Origin of the sequence: Aliiroseovarius sp. xm-d-517 (assembly GCF_013283135.1) — a bacterium.
Lineage (GTDB): Bacteria > Pseudomonadota > Alphaproteobacteria > Rhodobacterales > Rhodobacteraceae > Aliiroseovarius > Aliiroseovarius crassostreae.
In genome coordinates this window covers 891,805-909,438 of sequence record NZ_WBXT01000001.1, presented here as the reverse complement: position 1 = coordinate 909,438, position 17,634 = coordinate 891,805, and the positions used below count along the sequence as shown (strand labels likewise).

Annotated in this window: 15 protein-coding genes and 1 tRNA gene; 11 read left to right on the top strand and 5 right to left on the bottom strand. The window is 56.7% G+C overall.

All coding sequences use genetic code 11. The features are described from left to right. Positions 1-37: 37 nt before the first annotated feature. On the bottom strand, positions 38-1,051 hold the full coding sequence (locus XMD517_RS04305) for a Fe(3+) ABC transporter substrate-binding protein (RefSeq protein ID WP_173486969.1): 1,014 nt from the start codon (positions 1,049-1,051) through the stop codon (positions 38-40). Positions 1,052-1,153: 102 nt separating this feature from the next. Beyond that, positions 1,154-1,984, bottom strand: coding sequence for a nucleoside triphosphate pyrophosphohydrolase (gene mazG, locus XMD517_RS04300; RefSeq protein ID WP_173486970.1), 831 nt, complete (start codon positions 1,982-1,984; stop codon positions 1,154-1,156). A 66-nt stretch (positions 1,985-2,050) separates the two neighbouring features. Here mazG and XMD517_RS04295 point away from each other — a divergent pair, with 66 nt between their 5' ends. The 6 genes from XMD517_RS04295 to XMD517_RS04270 all read left to right on the top strand — a co-directional run bounded on the left by XMD517_RS04295 (position 2,051) and on the right by XMD517_RS04270 (position 7,902). Then, positions 2,051-3,214, top strand: a complete 1,164-nt coding sequence (locus tag XMD517_RS04295; RefSeq protein ID WP_173486971.1) for a M20 aminoacylase family protein — start codon at positions 2,051-2,053, stop codon at positions 3,212-3,214. A 97-nt stretch (positions 3,215-3,311) separates the two neighbouring features. Continuing rightward, positions 3,312-4,271 carry an agmatinase gene (gene speB, locus XMD517_RS04290; RefSeq protein ID WP_173486972.1) on the top strand — a complete coding sequence of 320 codons (960 nt, stop codon included), beginning with the start codon at positions 3,312-3,314 and terminating at the stop codon, positions 4,269-4,271. Between the two features lie 158 nt (positions 4,272-4,429). Next, positions 4,430-4,927, top strand: coding sequence for a DUF1499 domain-containing protein (locus tag XMD517_RS15840; RefSeq protein ID WP_173486973.1), 498 nt, complete (start codon positions 4,430-4,432; stop codon positions 4,925-4,927). 231 nt (positions 4,928-5,158) lie between these two features. After that, entirely contained in the window at positions 5,159-6,214 is a 1,056-nt protein-coding gene (gene prfA / locus XMD517_RS04280; protein ID WP_173486974.1) for a peptide chain release factor 1, read from the top strand. Positions 6,215-6,225: 11 nt separating this feature from the next. Continuing rightward, positions 6,226-7,056, top strand: coding sequence for a peptide chain release factor N(5)-glutamine methyltransferase (gene prmC / locus XMD517_RS04275; RefSeq protein WP_371732392.1), 831 nt, complete (start codon positions 6,226-6,228; stop codon positions 7,054-7,056). Positions 7,057-7,320: 264 nt separating this feature from the next. Beyond that, positions 7,321-7,902, top strand: coding sequence for a DUF4167 domain-containing protein (locus XMD517_RS04270; protein WP_173486976.1), 582 nt, complete (start codon positions 7,321-7,323; stop codon positions 7,900-7,902). Positions 7,903-8,066: 164 nt separating this feature from the next. Here XMD517_RS04270 and gpt read toward each other — a convergent pair whose 3' ends face one another. Together gpt and fabI are read right to left on the bottom strand one after the other, a co-directional pair. Beyond that, positions 8,067-8,570, bottom strand: a complete 504-nt coding sequence (gpt, locus tag XMD517_RS04265) for a xanthine phosphoribosyltransferase (RefSeq protein ID WP_173486977.1) — start codon at positions 8,568-8,570, stop codon at positions 8,067-8,069. 15 nt (positions 8,571-8,585) lie between these two features. Continuing rightward, complete coding sequence (fabI, locus tag XMD517_RS04260; protein ID WP_055192550.1) at positions 8,586-9,404, bottom strand: enoyl-ACP reductase FabI; 819 nt, start codon at positions 9,402-9,404, stop codon at positions 8,586-8,588. A 157-nt stretch (positions 9,405-9,561) separates the two neighbouring features. Between fabI and pdxH the strand changes: the two genes are divergently transcribed. The 4 genes from pdxH (at position 9,562) to XMD517_RS04240 (ending at position 11,544) form a co-directional block, all read left to right on the top strand. After that, positions 9,562-10,167: a pyridoxamine 5'-phosphate oxidase gene (pdxH, locus tag XMD517_RS04255; protein ID WP_173486978.1), complete on the top strand. Its 606-nt coding sequence runs from the start codon at positions 9,562-9,564 to the stop codon at positions 10,165-10,167. A gap of 137 nt (positions 10,168-10,304) precedes the next feature. Next, positions 10,305-10,835 carry a cold-shock protein gene (locus tag XMD517_RS04250; RefSeq protein WP_173486979.1) on the top strand — a complete coding sequence of 177 codons (531 nt, stop codon included), beginning with the start codon at positions 10,305-10,307 and terminating at the stop codon, positions 10,833-10,835. A 63-nt stretch (positions 10,836-10,898) separates the two neighbouring features. Then, positions 10,899-11,363, top strand: a complete 465-nt coding sequence (locus XMD517_RS04245; RefSeq protein ID WP_173486980.1) for a DUF192 domain-containing protein — start codon at positions 10,899-10,901, stop codon at positions 11,361-11,363. Between the two features lie 104 nt (positions 11,364-11,467). Further along, positions 11,468-11,544: transfer RNA gene (locus XMD517_RS04240), tRNA-Pro, on the top strand. A gap of 187 nt (positions 11,545-11,731) precedes the next feature. On the opposite strand, the gene XMD517_RS04235 is transcribed toward XMD517_RS04240, so the two are convergent. Next, the gene (locus XMD517_RS04235; protein ID WP_173486981.1) at positions 11,732-12,754 is read right to left on the bottom strand and encodes a hypothetical protein; all 1,023 of its coding nucleotides are present in this window, start codon (positions 12,752-12,754) and stop codon (positions 11,732-11,734) included. 763 nt (positions 12,755-13,517) lie between these two features. Here XMD517_RS04235 and XMD517_RS04230 point away from each other — a divergent pair. Further along, entirely contained in the window at positions 13,518-17,225 is a 3,708-nt protein-coding gene (locus XMD517_RS04230; protein WP_173486982.1) for a vitamin B12-dependent ribonucleotide reductase, read from the top strand. The last annotated feature ends 409 nt before the right edge of the window (positions 17,226-17,634 follow it).

Below are 17,634 nucleotides of genomic sequence, written 5' to 3'. Positions count from 1 at the left end.
GCGGTTTTTTCTTTATGTCAGAGGGGTGGCGCGGAGCTTAGCCGTCGAAATCAACCTCTTGCACCAGTTTCAATGCGGCGGGGCGTTCCTTGGCGACTTCCATCAGGTTCAGGCTGTCAGCGGTAAAGCTGCCCCAGCTTTTCACCAGGTCATCCGCCTCGGTGCCCGGTGCAATCGGGTATTCAAAGTTCTGCGCCGCATAGATTTCCTGCGCTTCCGGCGAGGACAGGAATTCCATCAGCTTCACAGCATTGTCCTTGTTCGGCGCGTATTTGGTCAATGCCATGCCCGACAGGTTCACATGGGTGCCGTCCCCTTCGAAGACCGGGAAGACCACGTTCACGCTGTTGGCCCAGGCTTTCTGCTCCTCATCCGAAAGCATCTTGCCCATGTAATAGGTGTTGCCAATCGAGATGTCACATTCGCCGGCCCAGATCGCCTTGACCTGTGCGCGGTCATTGCCTTGCGGTTTGCGGGCGAGGTTGGATTTCACCCCTTCCAGCCAGGTCTTGGTGGCCTCTTCACCGTGGTGTTTCAGATAGGCCGAAACCAGCGCCAGAGTGTAGGAATGGGTGCCGGAACGGGTGCAGATGCGCCCCTTCCACTTCGGATCGGCCAGATCTTCATAAGTGGTCACGTCCCCTTCGGCCACACGGTCTTTCGAGGCATAGACGATGCGCGCGCGCGAGGTCAGGCCGAACCACTGGTCTGCAGGGTCACGGAACTCAGCCGGGATATTTGCTTCCAGTGTGTCGGATTGCACAGGCTGGGTCAGGTCCGCTTCCACAACGCCATTCAGACGCGAGATGTCGGTGGTCAGCACCAGGTCGGCGGGCGAACGTTTTCCCTCGGATTGAAGGCGCTCAATCATGCCCTTTTGCAAAAACGCCACGTTGACGTCGATGCCGGTTTCCTTGGTGAACGCGTCCATCAGCGGCTGGATCAGCTCGGGCTGGCGATAGGAATAAACATTCACCTCGTCGGCCGAGGCCATGACGGGCAGGGCGGTGGTCAGGGCAAGTGCAGCAGTGAGGGTGCGGGCGAAGGTCATCATGCGACTCCTTGGAGCATCAATTTCGTTGCGCGTCTTAAACCCGACAAAAACACTTAGGTCAATACCTGATTAAAAAAATCAGGCAAAAGATTGCCGGTTTTACCCGTTTTTCAGTTTGTCTGCCGCTCGGATCTCGTTCCAAAGGGCATCCATTTCGTCCAATGAACTGTCTTCCGGCTGCCGGCCCTGTTCAGCAAGGCGTTGTTCAATATAGGAAAATCGCCGCTCAAATTTGGCGTTGGCCTTGCGCAGCGCCTCTTCCGGTTCCACGTCCAGATGGCGGGCAAGGTTGGCGATGACAAACAGCAGATCCCCCATTTCCTCGTGGATTTCATCCTGGGTCAGCCGGTTTTTTGCCTCGACCAATTCGCGTGCCTCTTCCTGAAGTTTGTCGAGGACCTGCGTGGTTTCGGGCCAGTCAAACCCAACGCGGGCTGCGCGTTTTTGCAATTTGGCAGCGCGCAGCAGGGCGGGCAGGCCAATGGCGACACCGTCCAGCACGCCTTTTTGCGCCTTTGCCGCGCGTTCCGCTGCCTTGATGGTTTCCCAATCCCGTGTCTGCTGTTCGGCGGATTTATCCCGGCTTTCGTCGCCAAAAACATGAGGATGGCGGGCAACCATTTTGTCTGACATGCCATCGGCCACATCATCAAAGCTGAACAGCCCTTTTTCCTCGGCCATCTGCGCGTGGAAAACGGACTGAAACAACAGATCCCCCAACTCGCCTTTCAATTCCTCCCAGGCTTGGCGTTCGATTGCATCTGCCACCTCATAGGCCTCTTCGATCGTATAGGGCGCGATGGTTGAGAAGTCCTGCTCGATATCCCAGGGGCATCCCGACTTAGGATCCCTGAGGCGCCGCATGATTTCACGCAGCCTCTCCACCCCGCCATTGGGGTTGTGCACGATCTGGTCAGATGTATTCGTCATTGCAATTGCCCTTCGTTTCGGGAAAGCCTGCCTTCAGTTGCCAGGCGTGAGTTAAAGGAGGTGCCCATGCCCGTTATCAACCGTATCGCTGATTTTGGCGAGGATATGAAGACCTGGCGGCGCTGGATGCATGCCCATCCGGAGTTTGGGCTCGAATGTCACCAGACTGCCGCCTATGTGGTGGAGCGGCTGAGAGAGTTTGGCGTGGATGAAATTCACGAGAAAATTGGTGTCTCGGGGGTGGTGGCCGTGATCAATGGACAGGGAGAAGGCCCAACCATTGGTTTGCGCGCCGATATGGATGCCCTCCCCATGCAAGAAATGACCGGGTTGGATTATGCGTCGCAAACGGACGGCATGATGCATGCCTGTGGGCATGACGGCCATACAACCATGCTGCTGGGCGCGGCCAGATATCTTGCGGAAACCCGCAATTTTTCAGGGCGCGTGGCGCTGATTTTCCAACCAGCCGAGGAGAATTTCGGCGGCGCAAAATACATGTGCGATGACGGCCTGATGGACCGATTTGGCATTCAGGAGGTTTATGCGCTTCATAATCTTCCCGGGGAAGAGCTGGGCAGTTTCATCACCTCCCCTGGGCCGTTGATGGCAGCGGTGGATACGCTGCGGGTCAACGTGACAGGCGTCGGGGGGCACGGGGCGCATCCGGATGAATGCCGTGATCCGATCATGGCGCTGGTCTCGATTGCACAGGCGCTGCAGAGCATTGTCAGTCGCAACCTGCCGCCGATGGAGCAGCTGGTGATTTCCGTCACGCAGGTGCATGGCGGCACAGTGGATAACGTGATCCCGGAAACCGCCTGGCTTGAGGCGACGATCCGTTCTTTCACACCAGAGGTCCGGGACCTGGCGGAAAGGCGGGTGCGCGAGATTGTGGCCGGGCTTGCTGCCGGGTTCGATGTTTCGGCAGAGGTGGTCTATGATCGCGGCTATCCCGCGACTGTGAACCATGCCGAGCAGACCGAATTTGCGCTTGGGATTGCCCGTGAGCTTTCTGGTGAGGCGCGGGTTGATGGAAAGGGGGGTGTCTCCATGGGGGCCGAGGACTTTGCCTATATGCTGGAAGAGCGGCCCGGGGCTTACCTGTTTCTGGGGCAGGGCGAGGGGCCGTATGTGCACCACCCGGAATATGATTTTAACGACGACGTTTCCCCTTATGGGGCCAGCTTCTTTGCGCGACTGGTTGAAAAGCGGCAGCCTGTGACGTGATCTTTATTTGATCAAATTTCTGGATTGTCTGCACGCAATGTGTTAGGCAGGCCAAAAGCATTGGTCAGACAAGGGCCACATCCAACAGGAGAAGACCATGGCATTGGAAGACGCCAGCAAAGAGGTGGACACCGCGATCACCCGTGATGGGTTCAAGGGGTTGTCTTTTGAAAACACCTTTGGAGGGGTCACATCCTTTTTGCGACGCACCTTCACCAAGGATCTGCGCAACGTGGACATTGCCGTGACCGGGGTGCCGTTTGATCAGGCTGTCACCAACCGCCCCGGCACCCGTCTGGGGCCACGGGCGATCCGCGAAGCGTCGGCATTGCAATCTCCTGATCCGGCCTATGGTTGGGGCTTTGATGTTCTCAGCGAGTTTGCCATCGCCGATTATGGAGACCTGGCGTTTGACTATGCGAATACGGCCCAGTTTCCGACCACGCTGGAACAACATATCGCCGGTATTCTGGATCAGGATTGTGCAACGCTCACGCTGGGCGGGGATCATTACATCACCTATCCGATCTTGCGCGCATATGCCAAGAAATATGGCCCTTTGAGCCTGTTGCAATTCGATGCGCACACCGACACCTGGCCCGATGATGACCTTACGCGGGTGGATCATGGCACCATGTTTTACAAAGCGGTGAAAGAGGGGATTGTTGACCCCCGGCGCTCGGTCCAGGTGGGTATTCGCACCACAAACGAGGACACGCTTGGTGTGAACATCATTGATGCGCGTGAAGTGCATGAGACCGGTCCGCAGGCGGTGGCGAAGAAGATCAAATCTATTCTGGGAACACATCAGACCTATCTGACCTTTGATATTGACGGTCTGGATCCGGCGTTTGCACCGGGGACCGGAACACCGGTCTGGGGGGGGCTGACCTCCGCGCAGGCATCGATCATTCTGCGCGACATTGCTGGCATCCACCTGGTTGGCGGGGATGTGGTTGAAGTGTCCCCGCCTTTTGATACCACCGGGGCCACCGCGATTGCCGGGGCGCATGTGGCGATGGAGATTCTGAACCTCTGGGCCTGGACACGACGCTGACGCTCTTTTTGTCCGACATATGATCATATTAGGGAAACCCGCGCGGAAACTGACACTCGGCGGTTTTCTTCCCTGCCTCGAGATTTCCGTTGAGGAAGGCTCGCATCCTGCCCCAAGCCATGATAGTGCGCCGCGCGAAATGTGCAGAGGTGATCGGAATGCAAACTGGAATTTGGCTGCTGGCAGGGATTGTCGCATTGGCGATGCTGGGGGTGGTGGCACTGGCCGGCTATAGTCGGTGGGCACCGCTTCCCACCGGGCGTCTGGCGGACCATCCGGGGCCGCAAACCCGTGGTCAGCACATGTTGGAAGGTGGCGTGAAATACGTGCTGCCACTGGGGCAATTGCCGCAAGGTGGTGTCGCGCGCTTGCTGGATCTGGTTCGAGAGACCCCGCGCACGGAAGAACGTCCCGCTGCCGATGGATACAGTTTCGTGCATCGCTCGCGCCTGTTCGGCTTTCCTGACATCACCCGGATCTGGATTGCAGACGGGCATCTGCATATCCATTCGCATCTGGTGATCGGCCGCTCAGATCTTGGGGTCAATGCTGCCCGGCTCACCAACTGGCTCAAGCTGCTCTATGCCCAACCGGGACGAGAGGCAGGCACGGCCTGTGTCGCGCCAGATCGGGACATTCAGGCTCATGTCGCATAAGGCCATGAAGGCGCGCCCGTCCACAAACAGGCAGATTTCCTGACCCAGCTCCACCCGTCCGCCCTGACTATCGGTGCAATAACAGTCGATCACCCTCCCACTGGGGGCGGTCACATCTGCCTGGGCTGCCGGGCCGACAAGCATGGCGATAAGAAGGAAATGGCGCATGAGGTCAGTATATCACGGTCCGGCCTCTTGACCAAAACCCGGCAATAAGACAGACCGATCTTCATGGTTCCTTTGGAAAAACTCAACGCGATCACCGAGCGGTTCGAATTTCTCGAAGCGCGCATGTCACAAGGTCTGTCCGGCGATGAAATCGCCGCGGTTGGCCGTGAATATGCGGAGCTGAAACCCGTGGTGGAGGAAATTGCAGCCTATAAACAGCTCCTGGCCGATATCGAAGAGGCCGAGGGGATGATGGGCGATCCGGAGATGCGGGAACTGGCGGAAGAAGAGCTGCCCCAGCTGAGCGCCCGTCTGCCCGAGGCTGAGCAGGGGATGCGGCTTGCACTTTTGCCCAGGGATGCGGCGGACAGTCGCCCGGCAATGATTGAGATCCGCCCCGGTACCGGGGGGGATGAGGCGGCGCTTTTTGCCGGTGATCTGCTGCGGATGTATCAGCGATACGCCGAAACTCAGGGCTGGAAGTTCGAAATCATGCAGCAGTCCCTGTCGGAACTGGGGGGAGTGAAAGACGTCACCGCGCATGTGAAGGGCGAGGGGGTCTTTGCACGTCTCAAGTTTGAAAGTGGCGTGCATCGGGTGCAACGCGTGCCGGAAACCGAAAGTGGCGGGCGGATCCATACCTCTGCGGCAACCGTGGCGGTTCTGCCGGAAGCCGAAGATGTGGATATCCAGATCGACGCAAATGATATCCGCATTGATACGATGCGGTCCTCGGGCGCGGGGGGACAGCATGTGAACACAACCGATTCCGCGGTGCGGATCACCCACTTGCCAACCGGCATCGTTGTGACCAGTTCCGAAAAATCCCAGCATCGCAATCGCGAGATCGCAATGCAGGTTCTGAAAACCCGACTATATGATCAGGAGCGGCAGCGGATTGACGATGAACGCTCGGCGGACCGGAAATCACAGGTCGGTTCAGGGGATCGATCGGAACGGATTCGCACTTACAATTTTCCGCAAGGGCGTATGACGGATCACCGGATCAACCTCACGCTTTACAAGCTTGACCAGATCATGAACGGGGATCTGGATGAGGTGATTGACGCGCTGATTGCCGAAACCCAGGCCGCACAACTGGCTGAGATGGACACATGACTGCGTCTGATCTGACGGCGCAGATGCTGCTGGTGCAGGGTGTGCGGCGGCTTTCTGAGGCGGGTATTGAGGGTGGCGCGGGGGATGCGCGCGCGCTGCTGGCTTACGCGCTGGGGATTGATCGCGGACGTCTGACGCTGGCGCTGCCTGACCCACTCAGCGCGGATCAGAAACAAAGGTTCGACCAAGCCATCGAGGCCCGGATTGCCCGCCAGCCGGTGGCTCAGATCGTGGGCAAACGCCATTTCTATGGGCGTGATTTCCGCGTCACTCAGGATGTGCTGGATCCGCGCCCTGAGACCGAAGAACTGGTCTCACTGGCCCTGCAGGAGCCGTTCGGGCGGGTTCTGGATCTGGGCACGGGATCAGGCTGCATCCTTGTGACACTTCTGGCGGAACGTGAGGGCGCGCAGGGGGTGGGGGTGGACCTGTCACCAGCGGCGCTTGAGGTGGCTTGCGAAAATGCCCGGGCCCTTGGCGTTCTGCCGCGTGTTTCCTTTCTCAAAGGCAACTGGTTTGCCCCCGTGGACGGTCGATTTGACCTGATCGTCTCCAATCCCCCCTATATTGCTGCGGACGAGATGGCGGCTCTCGCACCGGATGTGCTGAATTGGGAGCCGCATATGGCGCTGACGCCGGGCGGGGACGGGTTGGAACCGTATCGAGAAATTGCCGCTCAATCGATCCGTTTTTTGCAACCGGGCGGGCGGGTGATGGTTGAAATTGGTCCCACGCAGGGGGCAGCGGTGGCCGCGATGTTCGGGGGGGCTGGCCTGTCCGATGTTCAGATCAAACAGGACATGGATGGCCGGGATCGGGTGGTTTGTGCTATACTGCAATAGATCATCCCGCATTTTGGTCTCTGGCTGCGCAAAATGATGCGCAAAAATGTGGAAAAAACGCGTTTTCCGTATGAAACAGGCAGATTGCACTTGTCTCTCCTGTCGGTGATGGTTACGAAAGAGATGTCGATGGCGGTAGTCCTTTGGGACATCGGTCGACTTTAAGCCCCAAAAACGGACCTGTGGATGCGCCTTCGCGCCCTGTCCGAGACAACACTGGTCCTTGCGACCACTTGCCTGTGACAAGGCTGAAAGCAAAAGCTAATGAGATCTTCGAAGTCCCGCTCGCGCAATAAGTCGAACCGCAACCGGAACAATCCGGGCAATATCATCAACCGCGTATTTGACAGCTCGGGCCCAGAGGGCAAGGTGCGTGGCACGCCGCAGCAGATCATCGAGAAATACAGCCAGCTGGCACGCGATGCTTTCTTGTCGAATGACCGGGTGGCCGGTGAAAACTTTCAGCAGCATGCTGAGCATTATACGCGCATTCTGGCAGAAGCGCAGCGCGAGGTGGATGCCCGGCGCCAGCAGGCAGAACAGCAAAACCGTGAGCGCCAGCAACGTGAAAAGGACGAACGGGAGCGTAAGGCAGATACATCCGCCGACGTCGTTGACGCGCCCGCTGATGCCACTCTGGAAGGGGCTGAGCAACCTGATCTGATCGAGGCGCCCGAAGATAGCGGTCTGGTCGAAACCCCTGAGAGCAAGCCCAAAAAGGCCCCGGCCAAACCGCGCAAACCGCGCCGCCCGGCCAAGCCCAAAGCGGATGTGAAATCCGACGATCAGGGCGGGGGCGCGCAATCGCAGCCCGAAGCGCCTGATGCGCCGGAAGCTGCTGAATAACACGCCTGTCGTCTTTTTTGATGAACTGACAATTCTGAGGTGTCCAATGCTTTGCATGGGCACCTTTTTTGCATGATGTTCAGGGGGGAAAAGAAAACCCCGGTCGCGGGACCGGGGTGTTTTTTGTCTGTCAGTTTGCCTGCCAGTTTGCTTTTCCGTGGCGGTCAGTCTTTGCCCCGATAGGGTTCGACATATTGCAGGGCCATGTCCCAGGGGAAGAAAATCCACGTGTCCTGGCTGACTTCAGTGATGAACGTGTCCACCTGAGGGCGGCCCTTGGGCTTGGCATAAACCGTTGCGAAATGCGCTTTCGGATACATTTGCCGCACCAGTTCCAGAGTTTTGCCACTGTCGACAAGATCGTCGATGATCAGGATGCCTTCGCCGTCGCCCATGATCTTTTCGTCCGGCGCTTTCAGGACTTCCGCTTCGCCCTGGGCCTGATGGTGGTAGGAGCGCACGGAAATCGTATCCACGGTGCGAATGTCGAGCTCACGGCTGACAATCATCGCAGGGGCCATGCCGCCACGGGTAATGGCCACAACCGCGCGCCATGCGCCATCATCCGGGCCCTGTCCATCCAGACGCCATGCCAGCGCCCGGGAATCGCGATGGATCTGGTCCCAGCTGATGTGGAACCCTTTTTCATGGGGCAGACGATCATTCATAACAGTCCCTTTCAATCACTTGCGGCCGGTGGCCACGTCGATATCCGGCGCATCGACCGCTTTCATGCCGACAACGTGATAGCCGGCATCCACGTGATGGGTTTCACCGGTGACACCGCTGCCGAGGTCGGACAGCAGATACAGCGCGGACTTGCCGACATCTTCAATCGTCACATTGCGGCGCAGGGGCGAGTTCAGCTCGTTCCATTTCAGAATGTAGCGGAAATCCCCGATCCCGGAGGCGGCGAGCGTCTTGATCGGGCCGGCAGAGATCGAGTTCACACGGATATTGTCCTTGCCCAGGTCTTCGGCCATGTAGCGGACCGAGGCCTCAAGCGCGGCTTTGGCAACACCCATCACATTGTAATGCGGCATCACCTGTTCGGCACCGTAATAGGTCAGTGTCAGCATCGAACCGCCATCAGGCATCATCGCCGCCGCACGGCGGGCCACGGCCGTAAAGCTGTAGACAGAGATATCCATGGTCAGGCGGAAGTTCTCGGGGCTGGTGTCGATATACCGCCCGCGAAGTTCAGTTTTGTCCGAGAAACCAATGGCATGGACGATAAAATCCAGCTTTCCCCATTTCTCTTCCAGCGTGGCAAAAAGCGCGTCAATCGAAGCGGCATCCGACACGTCGCAGGGTTCGACAATATCCGACCCAAGCTGTTGCGCCAGCGGGGCCACCCGCTTTTTCAAAGCGTCCCCCTGATAGGAAAAGGCAAGCTCTGCACCCTGATCCGCACAGGCTTTGGCAATCCCCCATGCAATGGATTTGTCATTTGCGAGCCCCATAATCAGGCCGCGCTTGCCATTCATCAAACCGGTCGACATTCTCTGTTCCCCGTTCCACATTTCTGGTTTAAGCCCATTTAGGCGATTGCCCATCTTACTGCAAGTCTGGTTGGAAAGGCCAGATACATTAGGCTGACAATCGCGAGACAAATGCGCCTTAATGGCATCTGTTATATTGGTTCGGAAAGGAAGTGACATGTCTGAGCGGGACGGGATCTTTGCGGGCGACAACCCATTTGAAATTGCGCGCCACTGGCTGATCGAAGCGGAAGCGTCCGAGCTGAATGACCCCAATGCCATTGCGCTTTCCACGGTGGATCCGGAGGGGATGCCGAATTCCCGAATGGTGCTGTTGAAAGAGATCGAGGATGACGCATTCGTGTTCTATACCAATTATGGATCGGCCAAGGCGCAGGAGATCGAAGCCACCGGTAAGGCATCGTTTGTAATGCACTGGAAATCGCTGCGCCGACAGATCCGGGTGCGCGGCACGGTGACACGAGAGGAGGGGCCGCAGGCCGATGCCTATTACAGCTCCCGGTCGCTGAAAAGCCGCCTCGGGGCATGGGCCTCGCACCAAAGCGCGCCGCTTTCATCTCGTGCCGCGCTGATGGCTGAGGTTGCCAAAGTCACCGCCACCCATGGGCCATCACCGAAACGTCCGCCTTTCTGGGGCGGATATCGCATTCACCCGGTTGAGATAGAGTTCTGGGCGGATGGCGCGTTCCGGTTGCATGACCGCTTTCGATGGACACGCGAAAAGGGCAATCCGAACTGGGTTGTGACCCGTTTGAATCCTTAAAAGAAAGTAAATTTTTGCGTTGTTCATGCAGGGTTACCGGTCAAAACCTGTCTAAAAGGACAGGTAGTTTTGGCTTGCGGGCACACACCAATTGTTTCAAAACTATAGGTGGGGATGTGAACTTTTAGGGTGACCAGATGACGCACGAGTCTGAGGTGCAGAACACAGTGGTTCTGCATGGACATGTAAAGTGGTTTGATCCCACCAAGGGATTTGGGTTTGTGATTGCCGATGAGGGTGGCGCAGATATTCTGCTTCACGCCAATGTCCTGAGAAATTATGGGCAAAGCTCCGTTGCGGACGGGGCCGGGATTGAGATTGAAGTGCAGGACACCCAGCGTGGTCGTCAGGCTGTTCTTGTCCGGTCGATAACGCCGCCGGAAACACCTGATCTGACGGGGCTGAGCGAAGAGCAGACCGGTGAGATTGATCTCGAAAATGCAGGCCCGATTGAGCCCGCCCGCGTGAAGTGGTTTGACAAGGGTAAAGGGTTTGGTTTTGCCAATATCTTTGGCTCGGATGAAGACGTATTCATTCATATCGAGGTTCTGCGCCGGTCCGGTTTGGCAGATCTGCAGCCCGGAGAGGCGATTTGCCTGCGCACGGTTCAGGGAAAACGCGGAAAACTTGCGCTTGTCGTATCGGCTTGGGATTCTGCCGTGAACTGAACCAGTTGATCTTGTCCTGCCTTTGCGTTTTGAATGCGGGCAGGGCGATAAGGGATCTGGTTCATGCGGTTTTTGCTTTCAGTTTTGCTGATCTGTCTGGCCTTGCCGGGGCAGGCCGAGTGTCGTTCCGATCGCGTAGATCTGCGCGGGGTCTGGGGGCAGGCCGGGTTTTCCGTTGAAGTGGCCCAGAGCAACCGGGAGCGCGCCAAGGGGCTGATGTTTCGTGAAGAACTGCCAAAAGGGCAGGGGATGCTGTTTGTCTATCCCTTTGCGCATCAGGTGGCATTTTGGATGAAAAACACCCTGATCCCGCTGGACATGATCTTTCTCTCTTCTGATGGGCGGGTCACTTATGTGCATGAAAATGCGCAGCCCGGGGACCTGACCCCCGTCAACGGGGGGCAGGATGTGCGCTATGTTCTGGAAATCAACGGGGGGCTGGCGCGGCAGATCGGCATTTCAGAAGGCAGCGAATTGCGCTCTCCTTTCGTTGTGCAAAGCCTTGCGGCCTGGCCCTGTTCCGAGTGACGCAAGCTCCTGGCTGTCACCTGAAAATTTTCTGGCAAGATTTCTCACTTTTCCGACGTTTAGGGCTTTTCTCACACAAAAGAGATCGTTATCTGTCCTCCTGTCGGGGCGTAGCGCAGCCTGGTAGCGCGACGGTTTTGGGTACCGTAGGTCGCAAGTTCGAATCTTGCCGTCCCGACCATCTTCTCTATCTTCCATTTTGTTGCTTCTAGGCCGCCCAGAAGTGTCGTGGGGCGCACGCGGGGTCAGGCGTGTGTCGCTTTTGTCCATAACCTGATTTACCCATTTGCGAGCCGAGCACCTCTCTGTTCTCTCTGGCGAATAGGTTGTGGTGTCACGGAAAATTGTCGGAAGATGGTTCCCGGGCCTTACTCAGATCGGGGCGAACCCTTTGCCCTTTCCCGCCGCTCCTTCACAAGTTGTCGGGCAATCAGAACCGTGAGTTTGGCGAGCACCTGTTCGGTATCTACGGTTTTAAACTCGTAATCGTTATAAAGGATGTGGTCAAAATCCACCCCCATGAGATCGGCGTTCATCTCTGCATAATGCTCAATGGTTTTCGCCTGCAAAGCGGGGTCAATACCATGAAAAATTGGCGTTACGTTCTTGGGCATCTGGGCCAGCCAGTTGCGGATGATAGTTCTGACCTGATGGTCCTCAAATCGTGTGTCGCTGTTGGAATAGACACTGGTCAGATATCGGTTGACTGATTTCAGCGCTTCCATCTCCTCCAGGCTGATGGATTTATTGACCCGTTGCGGTGGGAGGCTTCCTTCGAACTCCAGTGAGAGGGTCGACAGGAAGTCATGAAACAGATCGCCCTTCTGAAACTGCCTTTGGTCGTATTGCCTGATCGTTACATTCTCTTTTCCAAACGCGTCGAAAAAGGGTTTGAGACGCGCTGCATAGTCGAGCATGGGGGCTGTTCCCGACGCCCAGAACTCTGGTGAGACTTCGACGCCGCCGTGCTTCCTAACTTGCTGGATCATCGAAATCGCATAGTCAAATTGAGGCCGTAAATAGACAATGATTTTCACCTCGAAATCTTGCAGGATCTCCGCCATGCGCAGGATACTTTCGGGTTTGGTATCCTTTGATCCCAAAGCTTCGGACGAAACCAGGATATTGTGGTTGGGGAAAGGGGCAATATCTTCCAGAAACTGCTGCCAAGTGCCCTCGTCAGGTTGCTTTTCTCGCGGCAACCAGTTGCGTGTCACCCCCATCCAATAGCAGGCGAGCGGTACATGTTGCTGCAGGTAATAGCGCTGGTTTTCACCCCAAGGATAAATGAAATTGTTGGACGCCAGCCAGTCTGAATGCTGCTCAAAACATCGTTGTAGATAAGTCGTGCCTGTTTTCTCAAAACCAATATGGATAAATAACTTCTGCATTTGGTGTTCCGTTATCTAAAGCGTTTCGGGATAACCCCGAGACACATATTTATCAAAAAACACTCACAACACTCACAACCTATGCTTCGTTTCGGTTTTCCGTCCCTAGGCTTGAAACCAAAACGCTTTCAGCATGTGCTGAAAGGAATGGATCGTTCCCTTCAGGCAAACAGAAAATAGAATGGCAATCGCGACAATGCAAAAGAAACCGTGCCCTCCCTGAGGCGCGCGCGAGGGGGGGGCGCTTTCATCAAGAGGCTGCTTTCCCCGGGCGGTTTGGGGGGGGAAGGCTCCAGTTTTCAGATTTGCGTATCCATGCACAGGGTTTCCACAGCTCCGGAGTTGGGGGGGCGACACAATAATGGAAGGCGGCGTCATGAGAAGAGCGGATCATCCAACCCAGTTATCAGAAAAATAAGGCTACACGCGAGGGTTGTGTTTTAAGGGAATCAAAAGGTTAATTCCCAACGGCAAAACTGCCGTGTTGGGTCAATGAAAAAGAGCTGTGGATATATCTTAAAATATCATTGACGACTGAGGTGGTCCTACGCCACGTTGTGGGGGTCGATCACATGGCCACAATATATGGTGGCTTGGTGGCGGTGGGACAGAGGGCATTGCATATGAGGACTGCTGTTGTGGTCCTGACCTTGTGGCAATGCGCAGGAAAGATCCCGTTTCTACCATTGGCTGGTGATATCGAAGATATTTTTGGACAGAGTGGCCAATGGCCATACCGCATGCATAAGGATGACAGGGCAAGATGAAGATTGAGCGCAAATTCACCAAAGCCGGGGCGGATGCCTATGCTGACCTGGATTTCACCACCACTTCATCCGAGATCCGAAACCCTGATGGCACCATCGTGTTCCAGCTTGAAAACTGCGAAGTTCCCGCTTCCTGGAGCCAGGTTGCCTCGGATGTGATTGCGCAGAAATATTTCCGCAAAGCAGGCGTTCCGGCAGTGTCGAAACGGGTGAAGGAAAAGGGGGTTCCATCCTTCCTCTGGCGCTCGGTTCCGGACGAAAAAGCCATGGATGAACTGCCGCAAGAGGCGCGGTTTGGTGGCGAAACCTCAGCCAAACAGGTTTTCGACCGGCTTGCCGGGGCTTGGGCTTACTGGGGCTGGAAGGGCGGGTATTTCACGTCGGAAGAGGATGCGCGCGCGTATTTCGACGAAATGCGCCACATGCTTGCAAGCCAGCGGGCCGCCCCGAACTCGCCCCAATGGTTCAACACCGGTCTGCACTGGGCCTATGGGATTGATGGGCCAAGCCAGGGGCATCACTATGTCGATCATGCGACAAAGAAACTGACCCGTTCGACCAGCGCATATGAGCATCCTCAACCCCATGCCTGTTTCATCCAATCCGTTGGCGATGATCTGGTGGGGAATGGCGGGATCATGGATCTTTGGGTGCGCGAGGCGCGCCTGTTCAAATACGGTTCAGGCACCGGCACGAACTTCTCCAGCCTGCGGGCCGAAAACGAAGCCCTGTCAGGCGGCGGCAAAAGCTCTGGCCTGATGGGGTTCCTCAAGATCGGGGACCGGGCTGCGGGGGCGATCAAATCCGGGGGCACCACCCGGCGCGCCGCTAAGATGGTGATTGTTGATGCTGATCACCCGGATATCGAGGAATATATCAACTGGAAGGTCAAGGAAGAGCAGAAAGTGGCCTCTCTGGTCGCGGGCTCGAAGATGCACGAAGCGCATCTGAACGACATTTTCGCCGCGATCCGCGCCTGGGACGGGGCGGAAGAAGACGCCTATGATCCGAAGGTCAACGAAAGCCTGAAGGGCGCCGTTCGGGCCGCGAAAAAGGTTGCGATCCCAGAAGCTTACGTAAAGCGCGTGTTGGATTACGCCAAGCAGGGCTTTGCCGCGATTGAGTTCCCGACCTATGACACCGATTGGGATAGCGAGGCCTATGCCACCGTCTCGGGGCAGAACTCCAACAACTCGGTCCGGGTAACCGATGCCTTTCTGAAAGCGGTTGAAAATGATGCGGACTGGGAACTGATCCGCCGGACCGATGGCGCCGTTGCCAAGACGATTTCCGCCCGCGATCTCTGGGATCAGATCGGTCACGCCGCCTGGGCCTGTGCCGATCCCGGCATCCAATATCACGACACGGTCAACGCCTGGCACACCTGCCCGGAAGATGGCGAGATTCGCGGCTCAAACCCGTGTTCGGAATATATGTTCCTTGATGACACCGCCTGTAACCTCGCGTCGATGAACCTGCTGACCTTCCTGAAGGACGGCGTGTTTCAGGCTGAGGATTACATGCATGCGACCCGGCTTTGGACCGTGACGCTGGAAATCTCGGTGATGATGGCGCAGTTCCCGTCGAAAGAGATTGCGCAGCTCAGCCATGATTTCCGCACACTCGGGTTGGGCTATGCCAATATCGGTGGCCTGCTGATGAATATGGGGCTTGGCTACGACTCGGTTGAGGGGCGTGCCCTGTGTGGGGCGCTGACCGCGATCATGACCGGCGTCGCCTATGCCACCTCGGCTGAAATGGCGGGAGAGCTGGGGGCGTTTGACGGTTATGTCCGCAATCGCGAACATATGCTCAAGGTGATCCGCAACCACCGCACCGCGTCCTATGGCGCGTCGGATGGGTATGAGCAGCTTGAGGTTCTTCCCGTGCCACTGGATCACGCCAACTGTCCCGATGCCCGTCTGGTTGAGCTGGCGATGGGATCTTGGGACGAAGCACTGCTTCTTGGCGAAAAACACGGGTTCCGCAATGCGCAGGTTTCGGTCATTGCCCCGACCGGCACAATCGGCCTTGTGATGGATTGCGACACCACCGGGATTGAGCCGGATTTCGCGCTGGTGAAGTTCAAAAAGCTTGCCGGGGGCGGGTATTTCAAGATCATCAACCGCTCGGTGCCCGCGGCCCTCGAAAAACTGGGCTATTCTTCGGCACAGATCGAAGAGATCGTGTCCTATGCGGTGGGGCATGGCACCCTGGGCAATGGTCCGGCGATCAACCACACCACGCTGATCGGGCATGGGTTCGGGGCAAACGAGATTGAAAAGATCGAGGCGGCGCTGCCCTCTGCTTTCGACATTCGTTTTGTGTTCAACCAATGGACCCTTGGTGAGGAGTTCTGCACCAATGTGCTGGGCATCCCGGAAGAAAAGCTGAATGATCCGGGGTTCAGCCTGCTTTCCCATCTGGGCTTTACCCGTCAGGACATCGAGGCGGCGAATGATCACGTCTGCGGGACGATGACGCTTGAAGGGGCGCCATTCCTGAAGAAAGAGCATTATGCCATTTTCGATTGCGCCAATCCCTGTGGTAAAAAAGGCAAGCGTTTCCTGAGCGTTGACAGCCACATCCACATGATGGCCGCGGCGCAGTCCTTTATTTCCGGCGCCATTTCCAAAACGATCAATATGCCCAATGACGCCACGATCGAGGATTGCCAGAAAGCGTATGAGCTAAGCTGGTCGCTTGGTATCAAGGCCAATGCGCTTTACCGCGACGGATCGAAACTGTCCCAACCTCTGGCCGCGTCGCTGGTCGAAGATGACGAGGAGGCAGAAGAGGTTCTGACCTCGGGCACCCCGCAGGAAAAAGCGGTGGTTCTGGCGGAAAAGATCATCGAGAAAGTGGTGATCAAAGAGGTGGCGCGCGGCCGCGAGAAATTGCCGGAACGGCGCAAGGGCTATACCCAGAAGGCGATTGTCGGCGGCCACAAGGTCTATCTGCGCACGGGTGAATATGAAGATGGCAATCTGGGTGAGATTTTCATCGACATGCATAAGGAAGGCGCAGGCTTCCGGGCGATGATGAACAATTTTGCCATCGCGGTGTCTGTTGGCCTGCAATATGGCGTGCCGCTTGAAGAATTCGTGGACGCGTTCACCTTCACCAAATTTGAACCGGCGGGGATGGTGCAGGGCAATGACTCGATCAAGAATGCCACTTCGATCCTCGATTACATCTTCCGCGAACTGGCTGTGTCCTATCTCGATCGCACTGATCTGGCCCATGTAAAACCGTCAGGCGCCAGTTTCGACGATTTGGGTCGTGGGCAGGAAGAGGGTGTCTCCAATGTTCAGGAAATGTCCGAGAGTGCTGCCTCCAAGTCCTTGGAAGTGCTGAAACAAATCAGCTCTACCGGATATCTGCGTAAACGGCTGCCGCAAGAGCTGGTGGTTCTGCAGGGCGGACAGGATGTGTCGTTGAACGGAACCGATCCGGTGGTGGCACTTGAAACGCTGGTCCCGGAAACTGCGCTGGATCGTGCGCCCTCAACGGACATTTCAACTGTTTCGACAAGCGATGCAGCCGATGCGTCGGGTATGGTCATGTCGATGGACCAACGGACCAAGGCAAAGATGCAGGGCTATGAGGGGGATCCCTGTGGCGAATGCGGGAATTACACGCTGGTGCGCAATGGCACCTGTATGAAATGCAACACTTGCGGGGGAACGTCTGGGTGTAGCTGATTGAATTTGCGCCTTAATTCCCCTTCTTTGGGCTGGGCGCAAGGGTTAGGGTGGGCGGTTTTGCCCCCCATCCTCACGCGGGGCGGGTGCGCTCGTCCTCGACGCGGATAAGGCCGCAGGCAATAAATACGACGGGCAGTGAACGACGAGCCTTATCAGCGAAACTGGGCGCCTGCGGGCGTCCTTTCTTTTTCGGAAGGACAATTTAACTCTACTTTCCCTTGCGTAAATGGCCTTCGTGACCCAAGATCGCGTGGCAGGGGGCAGTCGGAAAGCACCTCGGCTGTTGTGGAGTTGACGCTCTTTCGCGTCAAGTTCGTGGATTGTGACGCCGAAATTGTGTGCGCCGAAGTCAAAACTCCGCTGGCGGGTCTCGTAACCGGTGAATAGAGTTACCCTAAAAGAATGG

Bases quoted from the DNA above. Each gene is read 5' to 3' on its own strand.
- XMD517_RS04270 (WP_173486976.1), top strand. From the start codon at position 7,321: ATGAGATCTTCGAAGTCCCGCTCGCGCAATAAGTCGAACCGCAACCGG.
- pdxH (WP_173486978.1), top strand. From the start codon at position 9,562: ATGTCTGAGCGGGACGGGATCTTTGCGGGCGACAACCCATTTGAAATT.
- speB (WP_173486972.1), top strand. From the start codon at position 3,312: ATGGCATTGGAAGACGCCAGCAAAGAGGTGGACACCGCGATCACCCGT.
- mazG (WP_173486970.1), bottom strand. From the start codon at position 1,984: ATGACGAATACATCTGACCAGATCGTGCACAACCCCAATGGCGGGGTG.
- prfA (WP_173486974.1), top strand. From the start codon at position 5,159: ATGGTTCCTTTGGAAAAACTCAACGCGATCACCGAGCGGTTCGAATTT.
- gpt (WP_173486977.1), bottom strand. From the start codon at position 8,570: ATGAATGATCGTCTGCCCCATGAAAAAGGGTTCCACATCAGCTGGGAC.
- XMD517_RS04295 (WP_173486971.1), top strand. From the start codon at position 2,051: ATGCCCGTTATCAACCGTATCGCTGATTTTGGCGAGGATATGAAGACC.
- fabI (WP_055192550.1), bottom strand. From the start codon at position 9,404: ATGTCGACCGGTTTGATGAATGGCAAGCGCGGCCTGATTATGGGGCTC.
- XMD517_RS04250 (WP_173486979.1), top strand. From the start codon at position 10,305: ATGACGCACGAGTCTGAGGTGCAGAACACAGTGGTTCTGCATGGACAT.
- XMD517_RS04245 (WP_173486980.1), top strand. From the start codon at position 10,899: ATGCGGTTTTTGCTTTCAGTTTTGCTGATCTGTCTGGCCTTGCCGGGG.
- XMD517_RS04230 (WP_173486982.1), top strand. From the start codon at position 13,518: ATGAAGATTGAGCGCAAATTCACCAAAGCCGGGGCGGATGCCTATGCT.
- XMD517_RS04235 (WP_173486981.1), bottom strand. From the start codon at position 12,754: ATGCAGAAGTTATTTATCCATATTGGTTTTGAGAAAACAGGCACGACT.
- XMD517_RS15840 (WP_173486973.1), top strand. From the start codon at position 4,430: ATGCAAACTGGAATTTGGCTGCTGGCAGGGATTGTCGCATTGGCGATG.
- XMD517_RS04305 (WP_173486969.1), bottom strand. From the start codon at position 1,051: ATGACCTTCGCCCGCACCCTCACTGCTGCACTTGCCCTGACCACCGCC.